The sequence below is a fragment of the Geomonas azotofigens genome (genome assembly GCF_018919395.1).
GTDB lineage: Bacteria > Desulfobacterota > Desulfuromonadia > Geobacterales > Geobacteraceae > Geomonas > Geomonas azotofigens.
Window position 1 is genome coordinate 95,828 of the sequence record NZ_JAHLME010000004.1, and the last position, 16,856, is coordinate 112,683.

Here is a 16,856-nt window from a genome sequence, read left to right on the forward strand (position 1 = left end):
GGTAGCACTATGGCACAGAGCAAAGTTGCCTACGGCAAGGTCGCCGCACCGGTACGAACCGGCGCGGTGGTGAGGGAAAACTGGATCAGCTTCCGGTACCTGACGGGGGTCATGGTCCTGCTCACGCTGGTCTCCATCTTCCACGTCTGGTCCCGGGTCGAGGTGATCAACCTGAACCTGAGGATCGGCGAGGCCAACAAGCAGTTCCGGGACCAGCAGCAGGAGAACAAGCGCCTCAAGGTGGAGGTGGCGTCCCTGAAGGCGCCCGCCCGCATCGAGGCGCTCGCCAAGGGTGAGCTCGGCATGGCGCTCCCCACCGACCAGCAGGTGGTCCTGGTCAAGTGATAGACAAGTGGGAGAAATGGGCCCGGGTCCGCATGCGCTTCGTGGCTCTGCTCTTCGTCGGTTTCTTCATCGCGGCAACCGGGCGCGCCTTCTACCTGCAGGTCGTGGACAACGACAAGCTGGTGAAGATCGCCGAGAAACAGCACCAAAAGAGCATCCTGCTCACGCCCAGCCGCGGCGGGATCTACGATCGCAACAACGCGCCCTTCGCCGTTTCCATCGAGATGGACTCCTGCTACGCGGAGACCAGGAACATGGAGAACATCCCGGAGGCCGCGACGCAGCTGGCGCCGGCCCTGGGCTGCTCCAGGGAGGAACTCGAGGCCAAGCTCAAAGCCGCCAAGAACTTCGTCTGGCTGGCACGCAGGATGCCCCCCGAGCAGGCCAAGAAGGTGAAGGCGTTGGAACTGGAGGGGGTCGGCTTCGTCAAGGAAAGCCGCCGCTTCTACCCCAACTCGCAGGTCGCCGCCCACGTGATAGGGTTCACCGGTCTTGACCCCAGCGGCCTGGAAGGGGTCGAGAAGAAGTACGACAACATCATCCTCGGCAACACCGGCTACCTGGTCACCGAGCGCGACGCCCTCGGGCGCGACATCGCCCTCAAGAAGGGGAGCGAGGGGAAGGCGGGTTCCAAGGGGAGCAACGTCGTCCTCACCCTGGACAAGAACATCCAGTACATAGCCGAGAAGGAACTCACCAAGACCATCGAGAAAAACGGCGCCAAGGCCGGCATCGCGATCGTCATGGAGCCCGACACCGGGCGGGTGCTGGCCATGGCCAACTACCCCTCCTTCAACCCGAACAACGTGAAGGAACTCACCCCGGGGACGATCAGGAACCGCGCCATAGCCGACAGCTTCGAGCCCGGCTCCACCTTCAAGATCTTCCTGGTGGCGGCGGCGCTGGAAGCGGGGGTGATCCGTCCCGGGGACAGCTTCAACTGCGAGAACGGCTCCTGCAACATGTACGGCAGGACCATCCACGACACGCACAAGTACGGTGCCCTGACCGTACCGCAGGTCCTCAAGTACTCGAGCAACATCGGTGCCGCCAAGATCGGCCAGAGGCTCGGCTCGCAGCGCCTGTTCACCGCGCTCACCGGCTTCGGGTTCGGCGAGAAGAGCAGCATCGACCTCCCCGGCGAAGTGTCCGGCATGCTCCGCCCGCAGGAGAAGTGGTACGGCATCGACCTCGCCACCATCTCCTTCGGCCAGGGGGTGACCGCCACCGCCCTGCAACTCACCGCCGCGGTTTGCGCCGTCGCCAACGGCGGCAACCTGATGAAGCCGTACCTGGTGGACCGGATCGTGGACGACGAGGGAGTCGTCCTGCAGCAGTTCGGGCCGCAGGTGAAGAGAAGGGTGATCTCGCCCGAGACCGCGAAGACCGTCGCCCGGATGCTGGAGGGGGTCGTGGCCGAGGGGGGTACCGGCACCGGGGCCGCGGTCGACGGCTACCGGGTCGCGGGCAAGACCGGCACCGCCCAGAAGGTCGAGGGGCGCAGCTACTCGGCCAGCAAGCGCATCGGCTCCTTCGTGGGGTTCGTGCCGGTCGAGAAGCCGCGGCTGGCCATCATGGTGATGGTGGACGAGCCGACCGCCAACGTCTACGGCGGTGTGGTCGCGGCGCCGGCCTTCAGCGCCATCGCGCAGCAATCCCTGTGCTACCTGAACGTCCCGCCGGACAAGAGCGTCAAGAAGAAGCCGGCACCCGCACCCGAGAAGGCCGCGCCGGAGCAGGCGGTGGTCGAGGGGGTGACGGTGGAAGGGGCGGACGCCGGGGCCATGCCCAACTTCCGCGGCATGAGCATGAGGCAGGTGCTGAGGGTCATGGAACAGCGCGGTCTCAACGTCAAGTTGCAGGGGAGCGGACGGGCGGTCGAGCAGAACCCGCCGCCGGGAGCCCGCATCACCACGCAGGATCAGGTCTGGGTACGCTTCGTGCCGTCGGCCTGACCCATGGGGGAACAATGAAACTAAAACAACTTCTGGCCTGTGTCCCCGGCGCCAAGCTGACCGGTGACGATGCCATCGAGATAGGGGCGCTCTGCTACGACTCGCGGCAGGTGACGCCAGGCGCGCTCTTCTTTGCCCTGCGCGGGGTGAAGAGCGACGGAACCGAATTCGTTTCATCCGCTGTAAAGGGGGGGGCGGTCGCAATTATTGCGGACCGCCCCTGCGCCGTTGCCGGGGTAACCTGCGTCGAGGTCCCGGATGCGCGCCGCGCCATGAGCCTCATGGCCGCCGTCTTCTACGGCACCCCCACCGGGGAGATCCCGCTGGTCGGCATCACCGGGACCAACGGCAAGACCACCACCACCTACCTCGTCGAGGGGATAATGGAGCGCGCCGGCATCCCCGCGGCGGTGCTCGGCACCATCAGCTACCGCTTCGGCGAGACCATCATCCCGGCCCCGAACACGACGCCGGAATCGGTGGACCTGCAGCGCATCCTCCGGGAACTGGTGGACCAGGGGGCGAAGGGCGCGGTGATGGAAGTCTCCTCGCATTCGCTGGAGCAGCGCCGTGCCGACGGCTGCATCTTCGACGTCGCCATCTTCACCAACCTGACGCGCGACCACCTCGATTACCACCTCGACATGGAGTCCTACTACCAGAGCAAGCTCCGGCTCTTCACCGACCTGTTGACGCCGAACGTGCACAAGCCGCTGCGGCGCGCCGTGGTGAACCTGGACGACCCGTACGGGGCGCGCATCGCGGCCGACTCCGCGGCGCCGGTGCTCACCTACGCGGTGAACGGCCCGGCCGACCTGAGCGTCGCCGAGGTGAACTTCTCGGTGCACGGCATCCGCTGCCGCCTCAACTCGCCGGTGGGTGAGATCAACATCAACTCCGACCTCCTGGGTCGCTTCAACCTGTACAACATGATGGGCGCCGTGGGCGCCGGCCTCGCGCTGGGCATCCCCAAGGAGGCCATCGAGGCGGGCATCGAGGGGCACAAGAAGGTGCCGGGTCGCCTGGAGCGGGTGCCCAACGACCAGGGGATCATCGTGCTGGTCGACTACGCCCACACCGGCGACGCCCTGGAGAACGTCCTCTCCACCATAGCCGAGCTGAAAACGGACCGGATCATCACCCTCTTTGGCTGCGGCGGCGACCGCGACAAGGGAAAGCGCCCGGTGATGGGGGAGATCGCCGCCCGCTACAGCGACCTCGCCATCGTCACCTCGGACAACCCGCGCACCGAGGATCCCGAGGCGATCCTGGCCGACGTCAGGGCCGGCATCCCGGCGGGCATGAAGGAGTACGGCCTGGAGGAGTTGGAGGGGGGCTTCCGGGAGAAGGGGTTCGCCACCATCGAGTCCCGGCGCACCGCGGTGCGCGCCGCCATCCTGGCCGCGCGCCCCGGCGACATCGTGCTCCTGGCGGGGAAGGGCCACGAGGATTACCAGATCGTCGGCACCGAGAAATTCCACTTCGACGACCGGGAAGAGGCGGCCGCCGCGCTGAAACTCAGGGCGTAAAAAAAGGTTCCCTTTTCCTTTATTTTGCGGCACATTAGTCAGTTTCGACCAGACCTGCTCCTCCCGGGACTGAAGGCGCCACCCCGCCTTGCCAGGGAAATCAGAATAAGGGACGCATCAAGCGTCCGGCAGCACAAGGAAACAAGGATCCAGATGGCGATGTTCACGCTTAAAGAAATAGCCGAGGCAACCGGCGGCAGGATGATCGGGGAGGCGCAGGCCGTGGTGGCCGACGTCTGCACCGACTCGCGCCAGGTGGCCCCGGGAGAGCTGTTCGTGCCGCTCGTGGGAGAGCGCTTCGACGGCCACGACTTCATCGCCGCCGCGGCCGGGCGCGGGGTCACCGCGTTCCTCATGGCCGAGAGCTGGCACGCCGAGCACGGCCTTCCCGCGGGCGCCTGCGCCGTGACCGTCAAGGACACCCTGCGCGCCCTGGGGGACCTGGCCGCCTGGCACCGCCGCCGCTTCGACCTCAAGGTGGTTGCGGTGACCGGCAGCAACGGCAAGACCACCACCAAGGAGATGCTGGCGCGCATCCTGGCCCAGACCGGCCCCGGGTTGAAGACCGAGGGGAACCTGAACAACCTGATCGGCCTGCCGCTCACCCTGTTCCGGCTCACCGGCCGCGAGCGCTGGGCCGTGGTCGAGATCGGCATGAGCGAGTTCGGCGAGATCGATCGCCTGGCCGAGATCGCCGAGCCGCAGGTGGGAATCATCACCAACGCCTTTCCGGCGCACCTGGAGACCCTGGGGAGCGTCGAGGGTGTGGCGCGCGCCAAGGGCGAGCTCTTCCTGCGCCTGAAGGAGGGCGCGGTGGCGGTCTACAACGTGGACGATCCCCTCATCTCCGCCTGCCCGACCCACTTGAACGTTACCCGGCTCACCTTCGGCCTGCGCGGCGCGGAGGTCTCCTCCGCCTCCATCAAGAGCCTGGGGAAAGAGGGGGAGAGCTTCACACTGCGCCTTCCCGACGGCGAGGAGCCGGTGATACTCAAGGCCTACGGCCGGCACAACATCTACAACGCCCTGGCCGCTGCGGCCGCGGCGCACGCGCTCGGCGTGCCCGGCCAGGTGATCCGCCAGGGGCTCGAGGAGTTCACCCCCTACGACAAGCGCTTCCAGCTCGAGGACGTGGCCGGCGTGACGCTCATCGACGACAGCTACAACGCCAACCCCGCCTCCATGGCGGCCGCCCTCACCACCTTGAAGGACGTGGCCGGCGGCGGGAGGTGCGCAGCGGTCCTGGGCGACATGCTGGAGCTTGGTCTTGGCACCGAGGAGGCGCACCGGGAGCTGGGGCACAAGGCGGCGGCGAGCGTCGAGCGGCTCTTCCTTTTGGGCGAGTTGGCCGCTGAGATCGAGCAAGGCGCGCTCGAGGCGGGGCTCCCCGCCGAGCGGATCCTCCACGCGGCGAGCCACGAGGAACTTTCCACCGCGCTGATTGCCTGGCTCGAGCCCGGCGACTGCGTCCTCTTCAAGGGGTCGCGCGGCATGAAGATGGACAAGGTGGCGACGACGGTAAAAGAGGCGCTGGCACCCACGAAACAAGGGGGGCATGACTGATGCTGTACCATCTGCTGTATCCGCTCGCCTCGGACTACAAACTTTTTAACGTCTTCAAATACCTGACCTTCCGCACCATCTACGCCATGATCACGGCGCTGGTGCTCTCCTTCATCGTGGGCCCCTGGGTGGTCAGGAAGCTGGAAGGGCTGCAAGCGCGCCAGGTGATCCGTACCGACGGGCCCGAATCGCACCTGAAGAAGCAGGGCACCCCCACCATGGGCGGGGTGTTGATCCTGGTCTGTATCATCGTGCCGACCCTCTTGTGGGCCGACCTGAAGAACGTCTTCATCTGGCTCACCCTGCTCATCATCGCCGGTTACGGCGTGCTCGGTTTCGTGGACGACTACAAGAAAGTGGTGGAGAAGAACCCGAAAGGGCTCTCGCCGCGCCAGAAGATGTTCTGGCAGGTGATCCTGGCCGGCGGCGTCGGCATCTTCCTCTACAACCTCCCCGGCTTCTCGACCGAGTTGTATTTCCCGTTCTTCAAGAGGCTGCATCCGGAATTGGGCATCCTCTTCATCCCGTTCGTGACCCTGGTCATCGTGGGCGCGAGCAACGCGGTGAACCTGACCGACGGCCTCGATGGTCTGGCCATAGGTCCCGTGGCCATCAACGCCGCGACCTACATGCTGTTCTGCTACATCGCCGGCAACGCGCGGCTCTCCGGCTACCTGCAGATCCCGTACGTCCCGGGCGCCGGCGAGTTGGCCGTCCTGTGCGGCGCCATGGTGGGCGCGGGTCTTGGTTTTCTCTGGTACAACAGCTACCCCGCCGAGGTCTTCATGGGAGACGTCGGCTCGCTGTCGCTGGGGGGAGGGCTCGGCACCCTGGCGGTACTCACCAAGCAGGAGATCCTGCTGGTCATCGTCGGCGGCGTGTTCGTGGTCGAGGCGCTCTCGGTCATTTTCCAGGTGGGTTCCTACAAGTACCGCGGCAAGCGGATCTTCCGCATGGCGCCCATCCATCATCATTTTGAATTGAAGGGGGTGGCCGAGCCGAAGATCATCGTCCGGTTCTGGATCATCACCATCATCCTGGCGCTGGTCGCTATCTCGACCCTGAAGATGCGCTAGAGGCAAAGAAGGTCATATGGAATTAAAGGACAAAAAAATACTGGTGGTAGGCCTGGCGAAGACCGGCGTCGCCGTGACCCGCTTCCTGGCGGAGCGCGGGGCCCAGGTCACGGTCACCGACATGCGCGACGACGAGGCCCTGCAGGATGTCCTCGACGAGCTTGCCGACCTCGACCTCTGCCTGGAGCTTGGGCGCCACGTCCCCTACAGCTTCCTGATGGCCGACCTGATCGTGGTCTCCCCCGGCGTTCCCATGGACATCAAGCCGCTGGAGATGGCGCGCGCCCAGAAACGCCGCGTGGTAAGCGAGGTGGAACTCGCCTCCTGGTTCATCGAGGCCCCCATGGTCGCCATCACCGGCACCAACGGCAAGACCACCACGACCACCCTGACCGGCGAGATCTTCAAGGGGTGCGGCTTCGACACCTTCGTCGGCGGCAACATCGGCAACCCCTTGATCGAGCTTGCCATGAGCGGTGAGCGGGTCGAGCGCGTCGTGGTCGAGCTCTCCTCGTTCCAACTGGAGGGGATCGAGAGCTTCCGCCCGCACGTCGCTGTGCTTTTGAACCTGACCGAGGACCACCTGGACCGCTACCACAGCTTCCAGGAGTACATCGACGCCAAGCTGCGCATCTTCGAGAACCAGGGGCCCGATGACTTTGCGGTACTGAACATCGACGACCCGCTCGTCGCCGCCTGCGCCTCCAAGCTGAAAGCGCGCCTCTTCCCCATGAGCCGTTTCCACGAGCTCCAAGAGGGGATCAGCTACCGCGACGGCTTCATCACCTTCGCCCACGACGGCAAGGTGCTCCGTTTCGGCACCGACGGCTTTAGGCTCAAGGGGGTGCACAATCTGGACAACATCATGGCCAGCATGGCGTCCACCCTCCTCATGCGCTGCGACGGCGACTGCGCCTACGGGACCGTGAAGGAATTCAAGGGGCTGCCGCATCGCATGGAGTTCGTCGAGGAAGTGAACGGCGTCGCCTACTACGAGGACAGCAAGGGGACCAACGTCGGCAGCGTGGTCAAGTCCCTGGAGAGCTTCGATTCCGGCATCACCCTGATCGCCGGTGGCAAGGACAAGGGTGGCTCCTACGAGCCGCTGGCGAAACTGGTCTCGGAGCGGGTCAGTCACCTGGTCCTGATCGGCGAGGCGCGCGAGCGCATGCACCAGGCGCTGGGCGATCTCACCGACACCCACTTCGCCGACACCCTGGAGGAGGCGGTTGCTACCGCCCGCAAGCTGACCAAGCCCGGCGGCGTGGTGCTCTTCTCGCCAGCCTGTTCCAGCTTCGACATGTTCAAGAACTACGAGGAGCGCGCCGAGCGCTTCAAGGCGGCGGTACGCGCTGCCAAGGAGGAAGCCAAGGCGTGAGGCGGCTGGAGGGGTACGACATGATCGTGCTGATGATGGCGGTGATCCTCACCTGTTTCGGTGTGGTCATGGTCTACTCCGCGTCCTCCGTAATGGCGGCCAAGAAGTTCCACGACGGTTTCTTCTTCCTGAAACGGCAGTCCCTCTACGCGCTGATCGGCTTCATCGGCATGGGGCTCGCCATGCACGTCGACTACCACGTCTGGAAGAAATGGGCGGTACCGCTCTTTCTGGGCACCTTCTTCCTGCTCCTGTTGGTGTTCGTCCCGGGTATCGGGGGGACCGCCAAGGGGGCGTCGCGCTGGATCCGGCTCCCCGGCTTCAACTTCCAGCCCTCCGAGCTCGCCAAGGTGGCGCTGATCATGTACATGGCCTATTCGCTGGAGAAGCGTCAGGAAAAGCTGAAGCAGTTCATGTCCGGCTTTTTCCCGTACATGCTGATCCTCGGGGTCTTCATCGCCATCCTCCTGGCGCAGCACGACATGGGGGCGGCGCTCACCATGCTGGTGGTGGCCATCGTCATGCTCTTCGCGGCGGGCACCAAGGTGCAGTACATCCTGGGGATGGGGCTCGTGGCCATGCCCGGGGTCTGTTACCTGGTCTTCACCAAGGCCTACCGCATGCGGCGCATCACGGCGTTTCTGGATCCGTGGCAGGATCCCACCGACGCCGGGTTCCAGATCATCCAGTCCTGGCTGGCCCTTGGGACCGGCGGCTTCTTCGGACAGGGGCTCGGCGAAGGGAAGCAGAAACTGTTCTACCTCCCCGAAGCGCATACCGACTTCATCCTTTCCGTGCTCGGCGAGGAGATGGGGTTCATCGGGGTGGTCGTGATCGCCTCGATGTTCCTGTTGCTGGTGCAAAGAAGCATCCGGGTCGCCATTTCCGCCGAGGACAGCTTCGGCCGCTTCTTAGCCTTCGGCATCGCAACCTTGCTCGGCCTGGAGGCCTTCATCAACATGTCCGTGGTAACGGGGCTCTTGCCTACCAAGGGGATCGCGCTCCCGTTCCTGAGCTACGGCGGCAGCTCGCTGATCATCTCGCTCTGCGCGGTGGGTGTCCTGCTCAACGTCTCCACGCGGATGAGGGGGGCGTCATGAGGCTGATTATCGCGGGAGGCGGCACCGGGGGGCATCTCTTCCCGGGGATAGCCGTGGCCGAGGAGTTCCTGGCCCGCGGCCCGGAGAACGAGGTCCTCTTCGTGGGGACCGAGCGCGGCATCGAGGCGCGCCTGCTGCCCAAGCTCGGCTACAAGTTGGAGCTGATCTCCGCCAGCGGCATGAAGGGGATGGGGACCGTCAAGAAGCTCATGAGCGCCGGACGCCTGCTGTACGGCTACTCGCAGTCCAGGAAGATCCTGAAGAGCTTCCAGCCCGACCTGGTGCTCGGCGTCGGCGGCTACGCCTCAGCGCCCATGCTCCTGGCCGCGCGCGGCATGGGAGTCCGGACCTTCATTCACGAGCAGAACGCCGCTCCCGGCCTCACCAACAAGGTGCTGAGCCGGGTGGTCGACGGGATCTTCATCTCCATGGAGGAGGCAGCCAGCTTCTTCCCGGGCAAGAACACCCAGATGACCGGCAACCCGATCCGCAAGGAGATCCTCTGGAGCTTCCAGGAGCAGCGGACCAGGACCACGGGCGACACCTTCAGCCTGCTGGTCTTCGGTGGCAGCGCCGGTGCCCAGCGCATCAACAGCGCCATGCTGGAGGCGCTCCCGCACCTGGGAGAGGTGAAGCACAAGCTGCGCATCACCCACCAGACCGGTGAGAAGGACGTGGCGCGGGTGCGCGAGGGGTACCAGTCCCAGGGTGTCCTGGCGCAGGTGCTCTCTTTCATCGACAACATGTCCGCCGCCTACGGCGCGGCCGACCTGGTGCTCTGCCGGGCCGGGGCGACCACCATCGCCGAGGTGACCGCCTGCGGCAAGGGGTGCATCTTCATCCCATATCCCTATGCGGCCGACGATCACCAGAGGAAGAACGCCGAGTCGCTGGTGAAGCGCGACGCGGGGCGGATGATCCTGGAAGAGGACCTGACCGGCGAGCACCTGGCCGCCGAGATCTTGAACCTGATGAATCACCCGGAAGAGGTGGCCGAGTTGGAGAAGAACGCCAGGTCGCTGGCCCAGCTCGACGCCGCCCAGGCCATCGTCGCGGCCATGGTTTTGAAAGACTAACTGACGTTCTAAGTTCTACGTAGAACATGTTTTAAGGAGTTTTAAGTGTACGGAAAGATAGAGCGGATACATTTCGTCGGCATCGGCGGCATCGGCATGAGCGGGATCGCGGAGGTGCTGCTGAACCTGGGCTACAAGGTCTCGGGCTCCGACCTGAAAAGCTCGGACACCACCCAGCGCCTGGAAGGGCTCGGGGGGGAGATCTTCATCGGCCACGCCGCGGAGAATGTGGCCCATGCTGACGTGGTGGTCATCTCCAGCGCCGTGCACGAAGACAACCCGGAGGTCATCGAGGCGCACCTGAAGCTGATCCCGGTGATCCCGCGCGCGGAGATGCTGGCCGAGCTGATGCGCATGAAGTACGGCGTCGCGGTCGCCGGCACCCACGGCAAGACCACCACCACCTCGATGGTGGCGACGCTCCTCGCCAAGGGGGGCATCGACCCGACCATGGTCATCGGCGGCAGGCTCAATTCGCTCGGGACCAACGCGCGCCTCGGGCAGGGGCAGTTCCTGGTGGCAGAGGCGGACGAGTCCGACGGCTCCTTCCTGCTCCTCTCCCCGACCATCGCCGTGGTGACCAACATCGACGCCGACCACCTCGACTTCTACAGCGGCATCGAGGAGATCAAGGACACCTTCGTCGAGTTCATCAACAAGGTTCCTTTCTACGGCCTGGCCGTGCTTTGCCTCGATAACGGCAACATCGCCGACATCCTGCCCAGGGTGAAGAAGCGCTTCACCAGCTACGGCCTGTCGGCACAGGCTGACTTCCGCGCCACCGACGTGCGCCTGTCCGGTTTCTCCACCAGCTTCGTGGCCCACCACAAAGGGGTGAGGCTGGGCGAGATCAGCTTCTCCATGCCCGGCGCGCACAACGTGCTGAACGCCTTGGCCTCCATCGCCGTGGCCATGGAACTGGACATCCCGTTCGAGACCATCCAGGAAGGGTTCAAGGCCTTCGGCGGCGTCGGGCGCCGCTTCTCCCTGAAGGGAGAGGTGGACGGCATCATGGTGGTCGACGATTACGGCCACCACCCGACCGAGATCAAGGCGACCCTGGCCGCGGCCAAGGCCGGCTTCGCCGAAAACCGCCTGGTGGTCGTGTTCCAGCCGCACCGCTACTCGCGCACCAAGGAGCTCTTCGAGGACTTCGTCAAGGCGTTCCACGACGCGGACGTCCTGATCCTCACCGACATCTACGCGGCCGGCGAGGCCCCCATCGAGGGGATCACCGCCGAGTCGCTGGCGGCTCGGGTCAGGAGGCACGGCCAGAAGGACGTCACCTGGATCCCGGAGCGCGACCAGCTCTGCGAGCACCTGGAGCGGGTGCTGGCCCCGGGCGACATCCTGCTCACCCTCGGCGCCGGCAACGTCTGGCAGGTGGGTGAGGCCATGCTTGAGCGCCTGAAGGCGGCGGGGGATAAGTGACCTGGTCCCGTGCCGATCTGGAGCAGGCAGCGCAAGGGATGAGGGGGACCGTCCTGTGGGACGAGCCCATGTCCCGGCACACCTCGCTCAGGGTTGGCGGACCGGCGGATCTCTACCTGGAACCGGCGGATCTCGATGACTTGGAGCTGGCCCTGGCGCGGATCCGCTCGGCGGGTATCCCGTACCTGGTCATCGGCGGCGGCTACAACCTCCTGGTCCGCGACGGCGGCATCAGGGGATGCGTGGTCTCCCTGAAAGGGTTGAACACGATGGAGCCGCTGCCGGGCGCGCGGCTCGAGGTCGGCGCCGGGGTCACCAACCAGGCCCTCACCCGCTTTGCGGCGCAACAGTGCCTGGGAGGGGTCGAGTTCCTGAGCGCCATCCCGGGGAGCTTCGGCGGCGCACTGACCATGAACGCCGGCGCCCACGGCGGCGAGACCATGCAGCGGGTCGAGCTGCTGACCACGCTGCGGGACACCGGGGTGCTGGTCCGGAAACGGGACGAACTGGAGTACGGCTACCGCTTCCTCAGGCTGGAGCCGGGCGAGATCGTGCTGGGTGCGAGGCTGAGACTGGACCCCGTCGAGCGCCGCCTGATCGAGGAGAACATCCAGGAGTACGTCACCAAGCGCGGTGGCCAGCGGGTCGGCTTTCCCAACGCCGGATCGTTCTTCAAGAACCCCCCCGGCGAGAGCGCCTGGCGCCTGATCGACGAAGCCGGACTGCGCGGCTGGATGATCGGGGGAGCCCAGGTCTCCGAGGTGCACACGAACTTCCTGGTGAACAAGGGTGGCGCCACGGCAGCCGACCTCCTGACCCTGGCCGAGCTGATCAAGCTCCGGGTGCAGGAGAGTTCCGGGGTGGAGCTCGAAGAAGAAGTGAGGATCGTCGGCGAAGGATAGTTAAACTCCCTCACCCGCGGAAGTAAAAGCAACGACAGCAGCATCGAGAAAAGGACGTAACACGATGACCGTAGAGGACCTGAAAACCAAGAAGATCGCCGTGCTGATGGGGGGGCTTTCCGCCGAGCGCGAGGTGTCCCTGAACAGCGGCAAGGCCGTGCTCGCCTCCCTCACGCGCCAGGGCTTCAACGCCGTCGGCATCGACGTCGGGCGCGACCTGGCCCAGCGCCTGGCCGAGGAGCAGGTGGAACTCGCCTTCATCGCCCTGCATGGCCGCTTCGGCGAAGACGGTTCGGTCCAGGGGCTCCTGGAACTGATGGCGATTCCCTATACCGGTTCCGGCGTGCTCGCCTCGGCGCTCGCCATCGACAAGATCGCCGCCAAGGTGATGTTCGCCGCCGCCGGATTGAAACTCGCCCCCTACCAGGTGCTGCGTCGCGGCGAGGAACTGAAGCTTGAGAATCCCCTCCCGGTGGTGGTGAAGCCCTCCAGGGAAGGGTCCTCGGTCGGCGTCAGCATCGTAAAAGAGCCCGGGCAGATGGAAAAGGCGCTGGCGGAGGCCTTCCGCTACGACTCCGAGATCCTGGTCGAGGCCTTCATCAGCGGCAAGGAAGTCCAGGTCGGCATTCTCGACGGCCGCGCCATGGGCGCGATAGAGATCGTCCCGAAAAACGAATTCTACGACTACGAGGCGAAGTACACCGACGGCGGCGCCGAGCACATCCTCCCCGCCCGCCTGCCGGAGAACGTGTACCAGGCGGTCTTGAAGGAAGGCGAGAAGGCCCATGCCGCCCTTGGCTGCGACTGCTACAGCCGCGTCGACTTCCTGGTCAACGAGGCCGGCGAGTGCTACCTCCTCGAGGTGAACACCCTGCCGGGCATGACCGACCTGAGCCTGCTGCCGGAGATCGCGCGCGGCTCGGACATCGATTTCGATCAACTGGTGGTGCGCATCCTTTTGGCCGCATCGCTCAAGATCTAAAAGACAGGTCAAGGTTGAGGTTAAGGTTTAGATAGCGTCTCAACCTCAACCTTAACCTCAACCTGATGTATCGCCGGATGCTATTTGTTGCATTGAAATTCAATCTAGACGGTAACTGCCATGCGCGATCTGCACGCCAAAAAACAGAGGGTGCCCCACAACAGGGTCAAGAAGCCGCCCAAGGAGCGTAAGCCCATCAACTGGGGCCCCATCCTCAAGTGGCTCTCCCGGGGAATAGGCGCCTCGGCCATATGCGCCGTCGCCGGTTTCGGCGGCTGGAAGGCGTACCACCTTGTCTCGCGCACCACGCTGCTCCGTCTGGAAACCATCGAGGTCTCGCCGCTCAAGAAGGTGTCCCGTGACGAACTGATCACGCTTGCCGGGGTGAGGCCCGGCGACTCCATGCTGGGGCTCGACCTGAAGACGGTCATGGCGCGACTCGCCAAAAACCCCTGGCTGGAACAGGTCCAGGTGCGCCGCTACTTCCCGCACACGCTTTCCATCACCGCCTCGGAAAGGACGCCGCAGGCCGTGGCCAACGTCGGCTGCCTTTACTACCTCGATGAAAAAGGGGTGCTGTTCAAGTCCCTTGCCGAGGGGGACCGGCTCGACTTCCCGCTCATCACCGGCATTGCGGAGGAGGACCTGGCCCAGGACCCCAAGGGGAGCCAGGAAGCCCTGAAGAGCGCGCTGCAGCTGATCGGCACCCTGAAGTCCGGCAGCGTGTTCAGCCTGGCGGATATCTCGGAGATTCATTACAGCAAGGGGTACGGCTTCACCCTGTTCACCATGCAGGGGGGCGTTCCGGTGAAACTGGGCAACGGCGACTTCAGCCAGAAGCTCGCGCGCCTGTCCAACATCTACCGCGACCTCAAACCGCAGATGCACGCGTTGGATTACATAGACCTCGATTACATCGACAAAATCATAGTGAAAAAAGTGTAGGAAAAGGGGGGGAGCATGTCCGCAACCAGAAGGGATAACCTGATCGTCGGCCTGGATATAGGCACAACCAAGATCTGCGCCATCGTCGGCAACGTCACCGAGGACGGTATCGACATCGTCGGTATCGGCACCAGCCCGTCCAAGGGGCTCAGAAAAGGGGTCGTGATCAACATCGAGAGCACCGTCTCCGCGATCAAGAAGGCGATCGAGGAGGCCGAGCTGATGGCCGGCTGCGAGATCAAGTCGGTCTACGCCGGTATCGCGGGCGGCCACATCAAGGGCTTCAACTCCCAGGGTGTCATCGCCATCAAGAACCGCGAGGTTTCCCCCGAGGACGTCAAACGGGTCATCGAGGCCGCCAAGGCCATCGCCATCCCGATGGACCGCGAGGTGATCCACATCCTCCCCCAGGAATTCATCATCGACGACCAGGACGGCATCCGCGAGCCGCTGGGGATGAGCGGCGTCAGGCTGGAGGCCAAGGTGCACATCGTCACCGGCGCCGTGGCCAGCGCCCAGAACATCGTCAAGTCCTGTAACCGCGCCGGGCTGGAAGTGGCCGACATCGTGCTCGAGCAGCTCTCCTCCTCCGAGGCCGTGCTCTCCGCCGACGAGAAGGAACTGGGCGTCGCGCTGGTGGACATCGGCGGCGGCACCACCGACATCGCCATCTTCGTGGACGGCGCCATCAAGCACACCTCCGTGCTCTCCCTGGGCGGCAACCATCTCACCAACGACATCGCCGTCGGCCTCAGGACCCCCATGGCCGAAGCCGAGCGCATCAAGCAGAAGTACGGCTGCTGCCTCTCCTCGCTGGTCGGCAAGGACGAGACCATCGAGGTCCCGAGCGTGGGCGGCAGGAAGCCCCGCATCCTCTCCCGCCAGCTCCTGTGCGAGATTCTCGAACCGCGCGTCGAGGAGATCTTCACCCTGGTCAACCGCGAGATCGTGAAGAGCGGCCTCGAGGACATGATCGCCTCGGGCGTCGTGATCACCGGCGGCTCCACAATCCTGGAAGGGATGCCGGAACTGGCCGAGCAGATCTTCAACCTCCCGGTGCGCCGCGGCCTGCCGCAGCGGATCGGCGGCCTCACCGATGTCGTGAATTCGCCGGTTTACGCGACCGGTGTGGGCCTTGTGGTCTACGGCTCCAAGAACGTCGGCGTGCACGAGTTCCCGACCCAGCAAAGTGACGAGACGGTCTTCCGTCGGGTGAGCCGCAGGATGAAGGATTGGTTTGGCGAGTTCTTCTAAAAAAACACAACATATAGTGTTTTAGGGCTTCCATTATCAGGGCAAACGTAGTATAAAACCGGCTAATATTTTTACCGCCGCCGGGGGGCGCGATAATAAGGGGGGTAGTTCATGTTCCATTTCGATGAAAGCATCGATCAGACTGCGAAGATAAAGGTGATAGGCGTTGGTGGTTCCGGCGGGAACGCGGTCAACACCATGATGGCTGTGGGCATCGCAGGGGTCGATTTCATCGTTGCCAATACTGATGCACAGGCGCTCAGGATGTCGAAAGCGCCGGTCAAGATACAGATCGGAACCCAGCTCACCAAGGGTCTCGGTGCGGGCGCCAACCCCAACGTCGGCCGCGACGCAGCCTTGGAGGACAAGGACAAGGTAGTCGAGGCGCTGAAGGGCGCCGACATGATCTTCGTGGCCGCCGGCATGGGCGGCGGCACCGGCACCGGCGCCGCCCCGATCATCGCGGAGATCGCCCGCGAGCAGGGCGCGCTCACCGTGGGCGTGGTCACCAAGCCGTTCACCCGCGAAGGGCGTCAGCGTCTGGCCAAGGGTGAGGACGGGATCAAGGAACTCAAGAAGCACGTCGACTCCCTGATCGTGATCCCCAACGACAGGCTGCTGGGTCTCGCCGGCAAGTCCATGTCCATCCTGGACGCCTTCAAGCCTTCCGACGACGTGCTGCGCCAGGCGGTGCAGGGCATCTCCGACCTGATCACCCAGTCCGGCCTGATCAACGTCGACTTCGCCGACGTCAAGTCGATCATGAGCGAGCGCGGCATGGCCATGATGGGCATCGGTCTGGGCAACGGCGAGAACCGCGCCGTTGACGCGGCCCTGAAAGCCATCTCCAGTCCGCTGCTGGAAGATATCGACATCTCCGGCGCCAAGGGCGTCCTGGTCAACATCTCCGGCTCCTCCTCCATGACCATGGACGAGTTCGACGCGGCGAGCAAGGTGATCCACGAGAAGGTCCACGAGGATGCCAACATCATCGTCGGTCTGGTCATCGACGAGAACCTCGGTGAGACCATCAAGGTCACCGCCATCGCCACCGGCTTCGGCGACCGTTTCGACCTCGAGAAGGGGCGTCACGAGATCAAGAACGTGAGCACCCTGGTCAAGCCGCAGCCCGAGGTGAACCGCGAGATTCCGACCTACATCCGCGCCAAGCAGGAGCGTGAAGTCTCCAGGCAGCAGCGCAGTTTCCTGATGGACGACGAGGATCAGTACGATATCCCGACCTTCCTCAGGAAGTCGGTCGACTAACACCGAGTAGACAGAAGAAACGACAAGGCCCGGCCCCGCGAGGGAGCCGGGCCT

The 16,856-nt window shown here is 64.6% G+C and carries 14 protein-coding genes; all 14 read left to right on the forward strand.

Annotation, left to right across the window (positions count from 1 at the left end; genetic code table 11):
• The first annotated feature begins 9 nt into the window (after window positions 1-9).
• The 14 genes from ftsL to ftsZ all read left to right on the forward strand — a co-directional run bounded on the left by ftsL (window position 10) and on the right by ftsZ (window position 16,802).
• Window positions 10-345 carry a cell division protein FtsL gene (gene ftsL / locus KOL99_RS14575; RefSeq protein WP_216511209.1) on the forward strand — a complete coding sequence of 112 codons (336 nt, stop codon included), beginning with the start codon at window positions 10-12 and terminating at the stop codon, window positions 343-345.
• Window positions 342-2,300, forward strand: coding sequence for a penicillin-binding protein (locus KOL99_RS14580; RefSeq protein ID WP_216511210.1), 1,959 nt, complete (start codon window positions 342-344; stop codon window positions 2,298-2,300). The genes ftsL and KOL99_RS14580 overlap by 4 nt, the downstream gene beginning before the upstream one ends.
• 14 nt (window positions 2,301-2,314) lie before the next feature.
• Complete coding sequence (locus KOL99_RS14585; protein ID WP_216511211.1) at window positions 2,315-3,829, forward strand: UDP-N-acetylmuramoyl-L-alanyl-D-glutamate--2,6-diaminopimelate ligase; 1,515 nt, start codon at window positions 2,315-2,317, stop codon at window positions 3,827-3,829.
• 153 nt (window positions 3,830-3,982) lie between these two features.
• Window positions 3,983-5,392, forward strand: a complete 1,410-nt coding sequence (locus tag KOL99_RS14590; RefSeq protein WP_216511212.1) for a UDP-N-acetylmuramoyl-tripeptide--D-alanyl-D-alanine ligase — start codon at window positions 3,983-3,985, stop codon at window positions 5,390-5,392.
• The gene (mraY, locus tag KOL99_RS14595; protein ID WP_216511213.1) at window positions 5,392-6,468 is read left to right on the forward strand and encodes a phospho-N-acetylmuramoyl-pentapeptide-transferase; all 1,077 of its coding nucleotides are present in this window, start codon (window positions 5,392-5,394) and stop codon (window positions 6,466-6,468) included. The genes KOL99_RS14590 and mraY overlap by 1 nt, the downstream gene beginning before the upstream one ends.
• 16 nt (window positions 6,469-6,484) lie before the next feature.
• Entirely contained in the window at window positions 6,485-7,846 is a 1,362-nt protein-coding gene (murD, locus tag KOL99_RS14600) for a UDP-N-acetylmuramoyl-L-alanine--D-glutamate ligase (protein WP_216511214.1), read from the forward strand.
• Between the two features lie 20 nt (window positions 7,847-7,866).
• Window positions 7,867-8,946 (forward strand): putative lipid II flippase FtsW, encoded by a 1,080-nt coding sequence (ftsW, locus tag KOL99_RS14605; RefSeq protein ID WP_216511508.1) that lies wholly within the window; start codon window positions 7,867-7,869, stop codon window positions 8,944-8,946.
• Window positions 8,943-10,022 carry an undecaprenyldiphospho-muramoylpentapeptide beta-N-acetylglucosaminyltransferase gene (gene murG, locus KOL99_RS14610; RefSeq protein WP_216511215.1) on the forward strand — a complete coding sequence of 360 codons (1,080 nt, stop codon included), beginning with the start codon at window positions 8,943-8,945 and terminating at the stop codon, window positions 10,020-10,022. The genes ftsW and murG overlap by 4 nt, the downstream gene beginning before the upstream one ends.
• Window positions 10,023-10,067: 45 nt before the next feature.
• Window positions 10,068-11,453, forward strand: coding sequence for a UDP-N-acetylmuramate--L-alanine ligase (gene murC / locus KOL99_RS14615; protein ID WP_216511216.1), 1,386 nt, complete (start codon window positions 10,068-10,070; stop codon window positions 11,451-11,453).
• A complete protein-coding gene (gene murB, locus KOL99_RS14620; RefSeq protein WP_216511217.1) occupies window positions 11,450-12,355 on the forward strand; it encodes a UDP-N-acetylmuramate dehydrogenase in 906 nt (301 codons plus the stop codon). Before murC ends, murB begins: the two co-directional genes overlap by 4 nt.
• 64 nt (window positions 12,356-12,419) lie before the next feature.
• A complete protein-coding gene (locus tag KOL99_RS14625; RefSeq protein WP_216511218.1) occupies window positions 12,420-13,337 on the forward strand; it encodes a D-alanine--D-alanine ligase in 918 nt (305 codons plus the stop codon).
• 120 nt (window positions 13,338-13,457) lie between these two features.
• Window positions 13,458-14,282, forward strand: coding sequence for a cell division protein FtsQ/DivIB (locus tag KOL99_RS14630; protein WP_216511219.1), 825 nt, complete (start codon window positions 13,458-13,460; stop codon window positions 14,280-14,282).
• A 15-nt stretch (window positions 14,283-14,297) separates the two neighbouring features.
• Entirely contained in the window at window positions 14,298-15,536 is a 1,239-nt protein-coding gene (gene ftsA / locus KOL99_RS14635; protein ID WP_183345316.1) for a cell division protein FtsA, read from the forward strand.
• A gap of 111 nt (window positions 15,537-15,647) precedes the next feature.
• Window positions 15,648-16,802 carry a cell division protein FtsZ gene (gene ftsZ / locus KOL99_RS14640; RefSeq protein ID WP_216511220.1) on the forward strand — a complete coding sequence of 385 codons (1,155 nt, stop codon included), beginning with the start codon at window positions 15,648-15,650 and terminating at the stop codon, window positions 16,800-16,802.
• The last annotated feature ends 54 nt before the right edge of the window (window positions 16,803-16,856 follow it).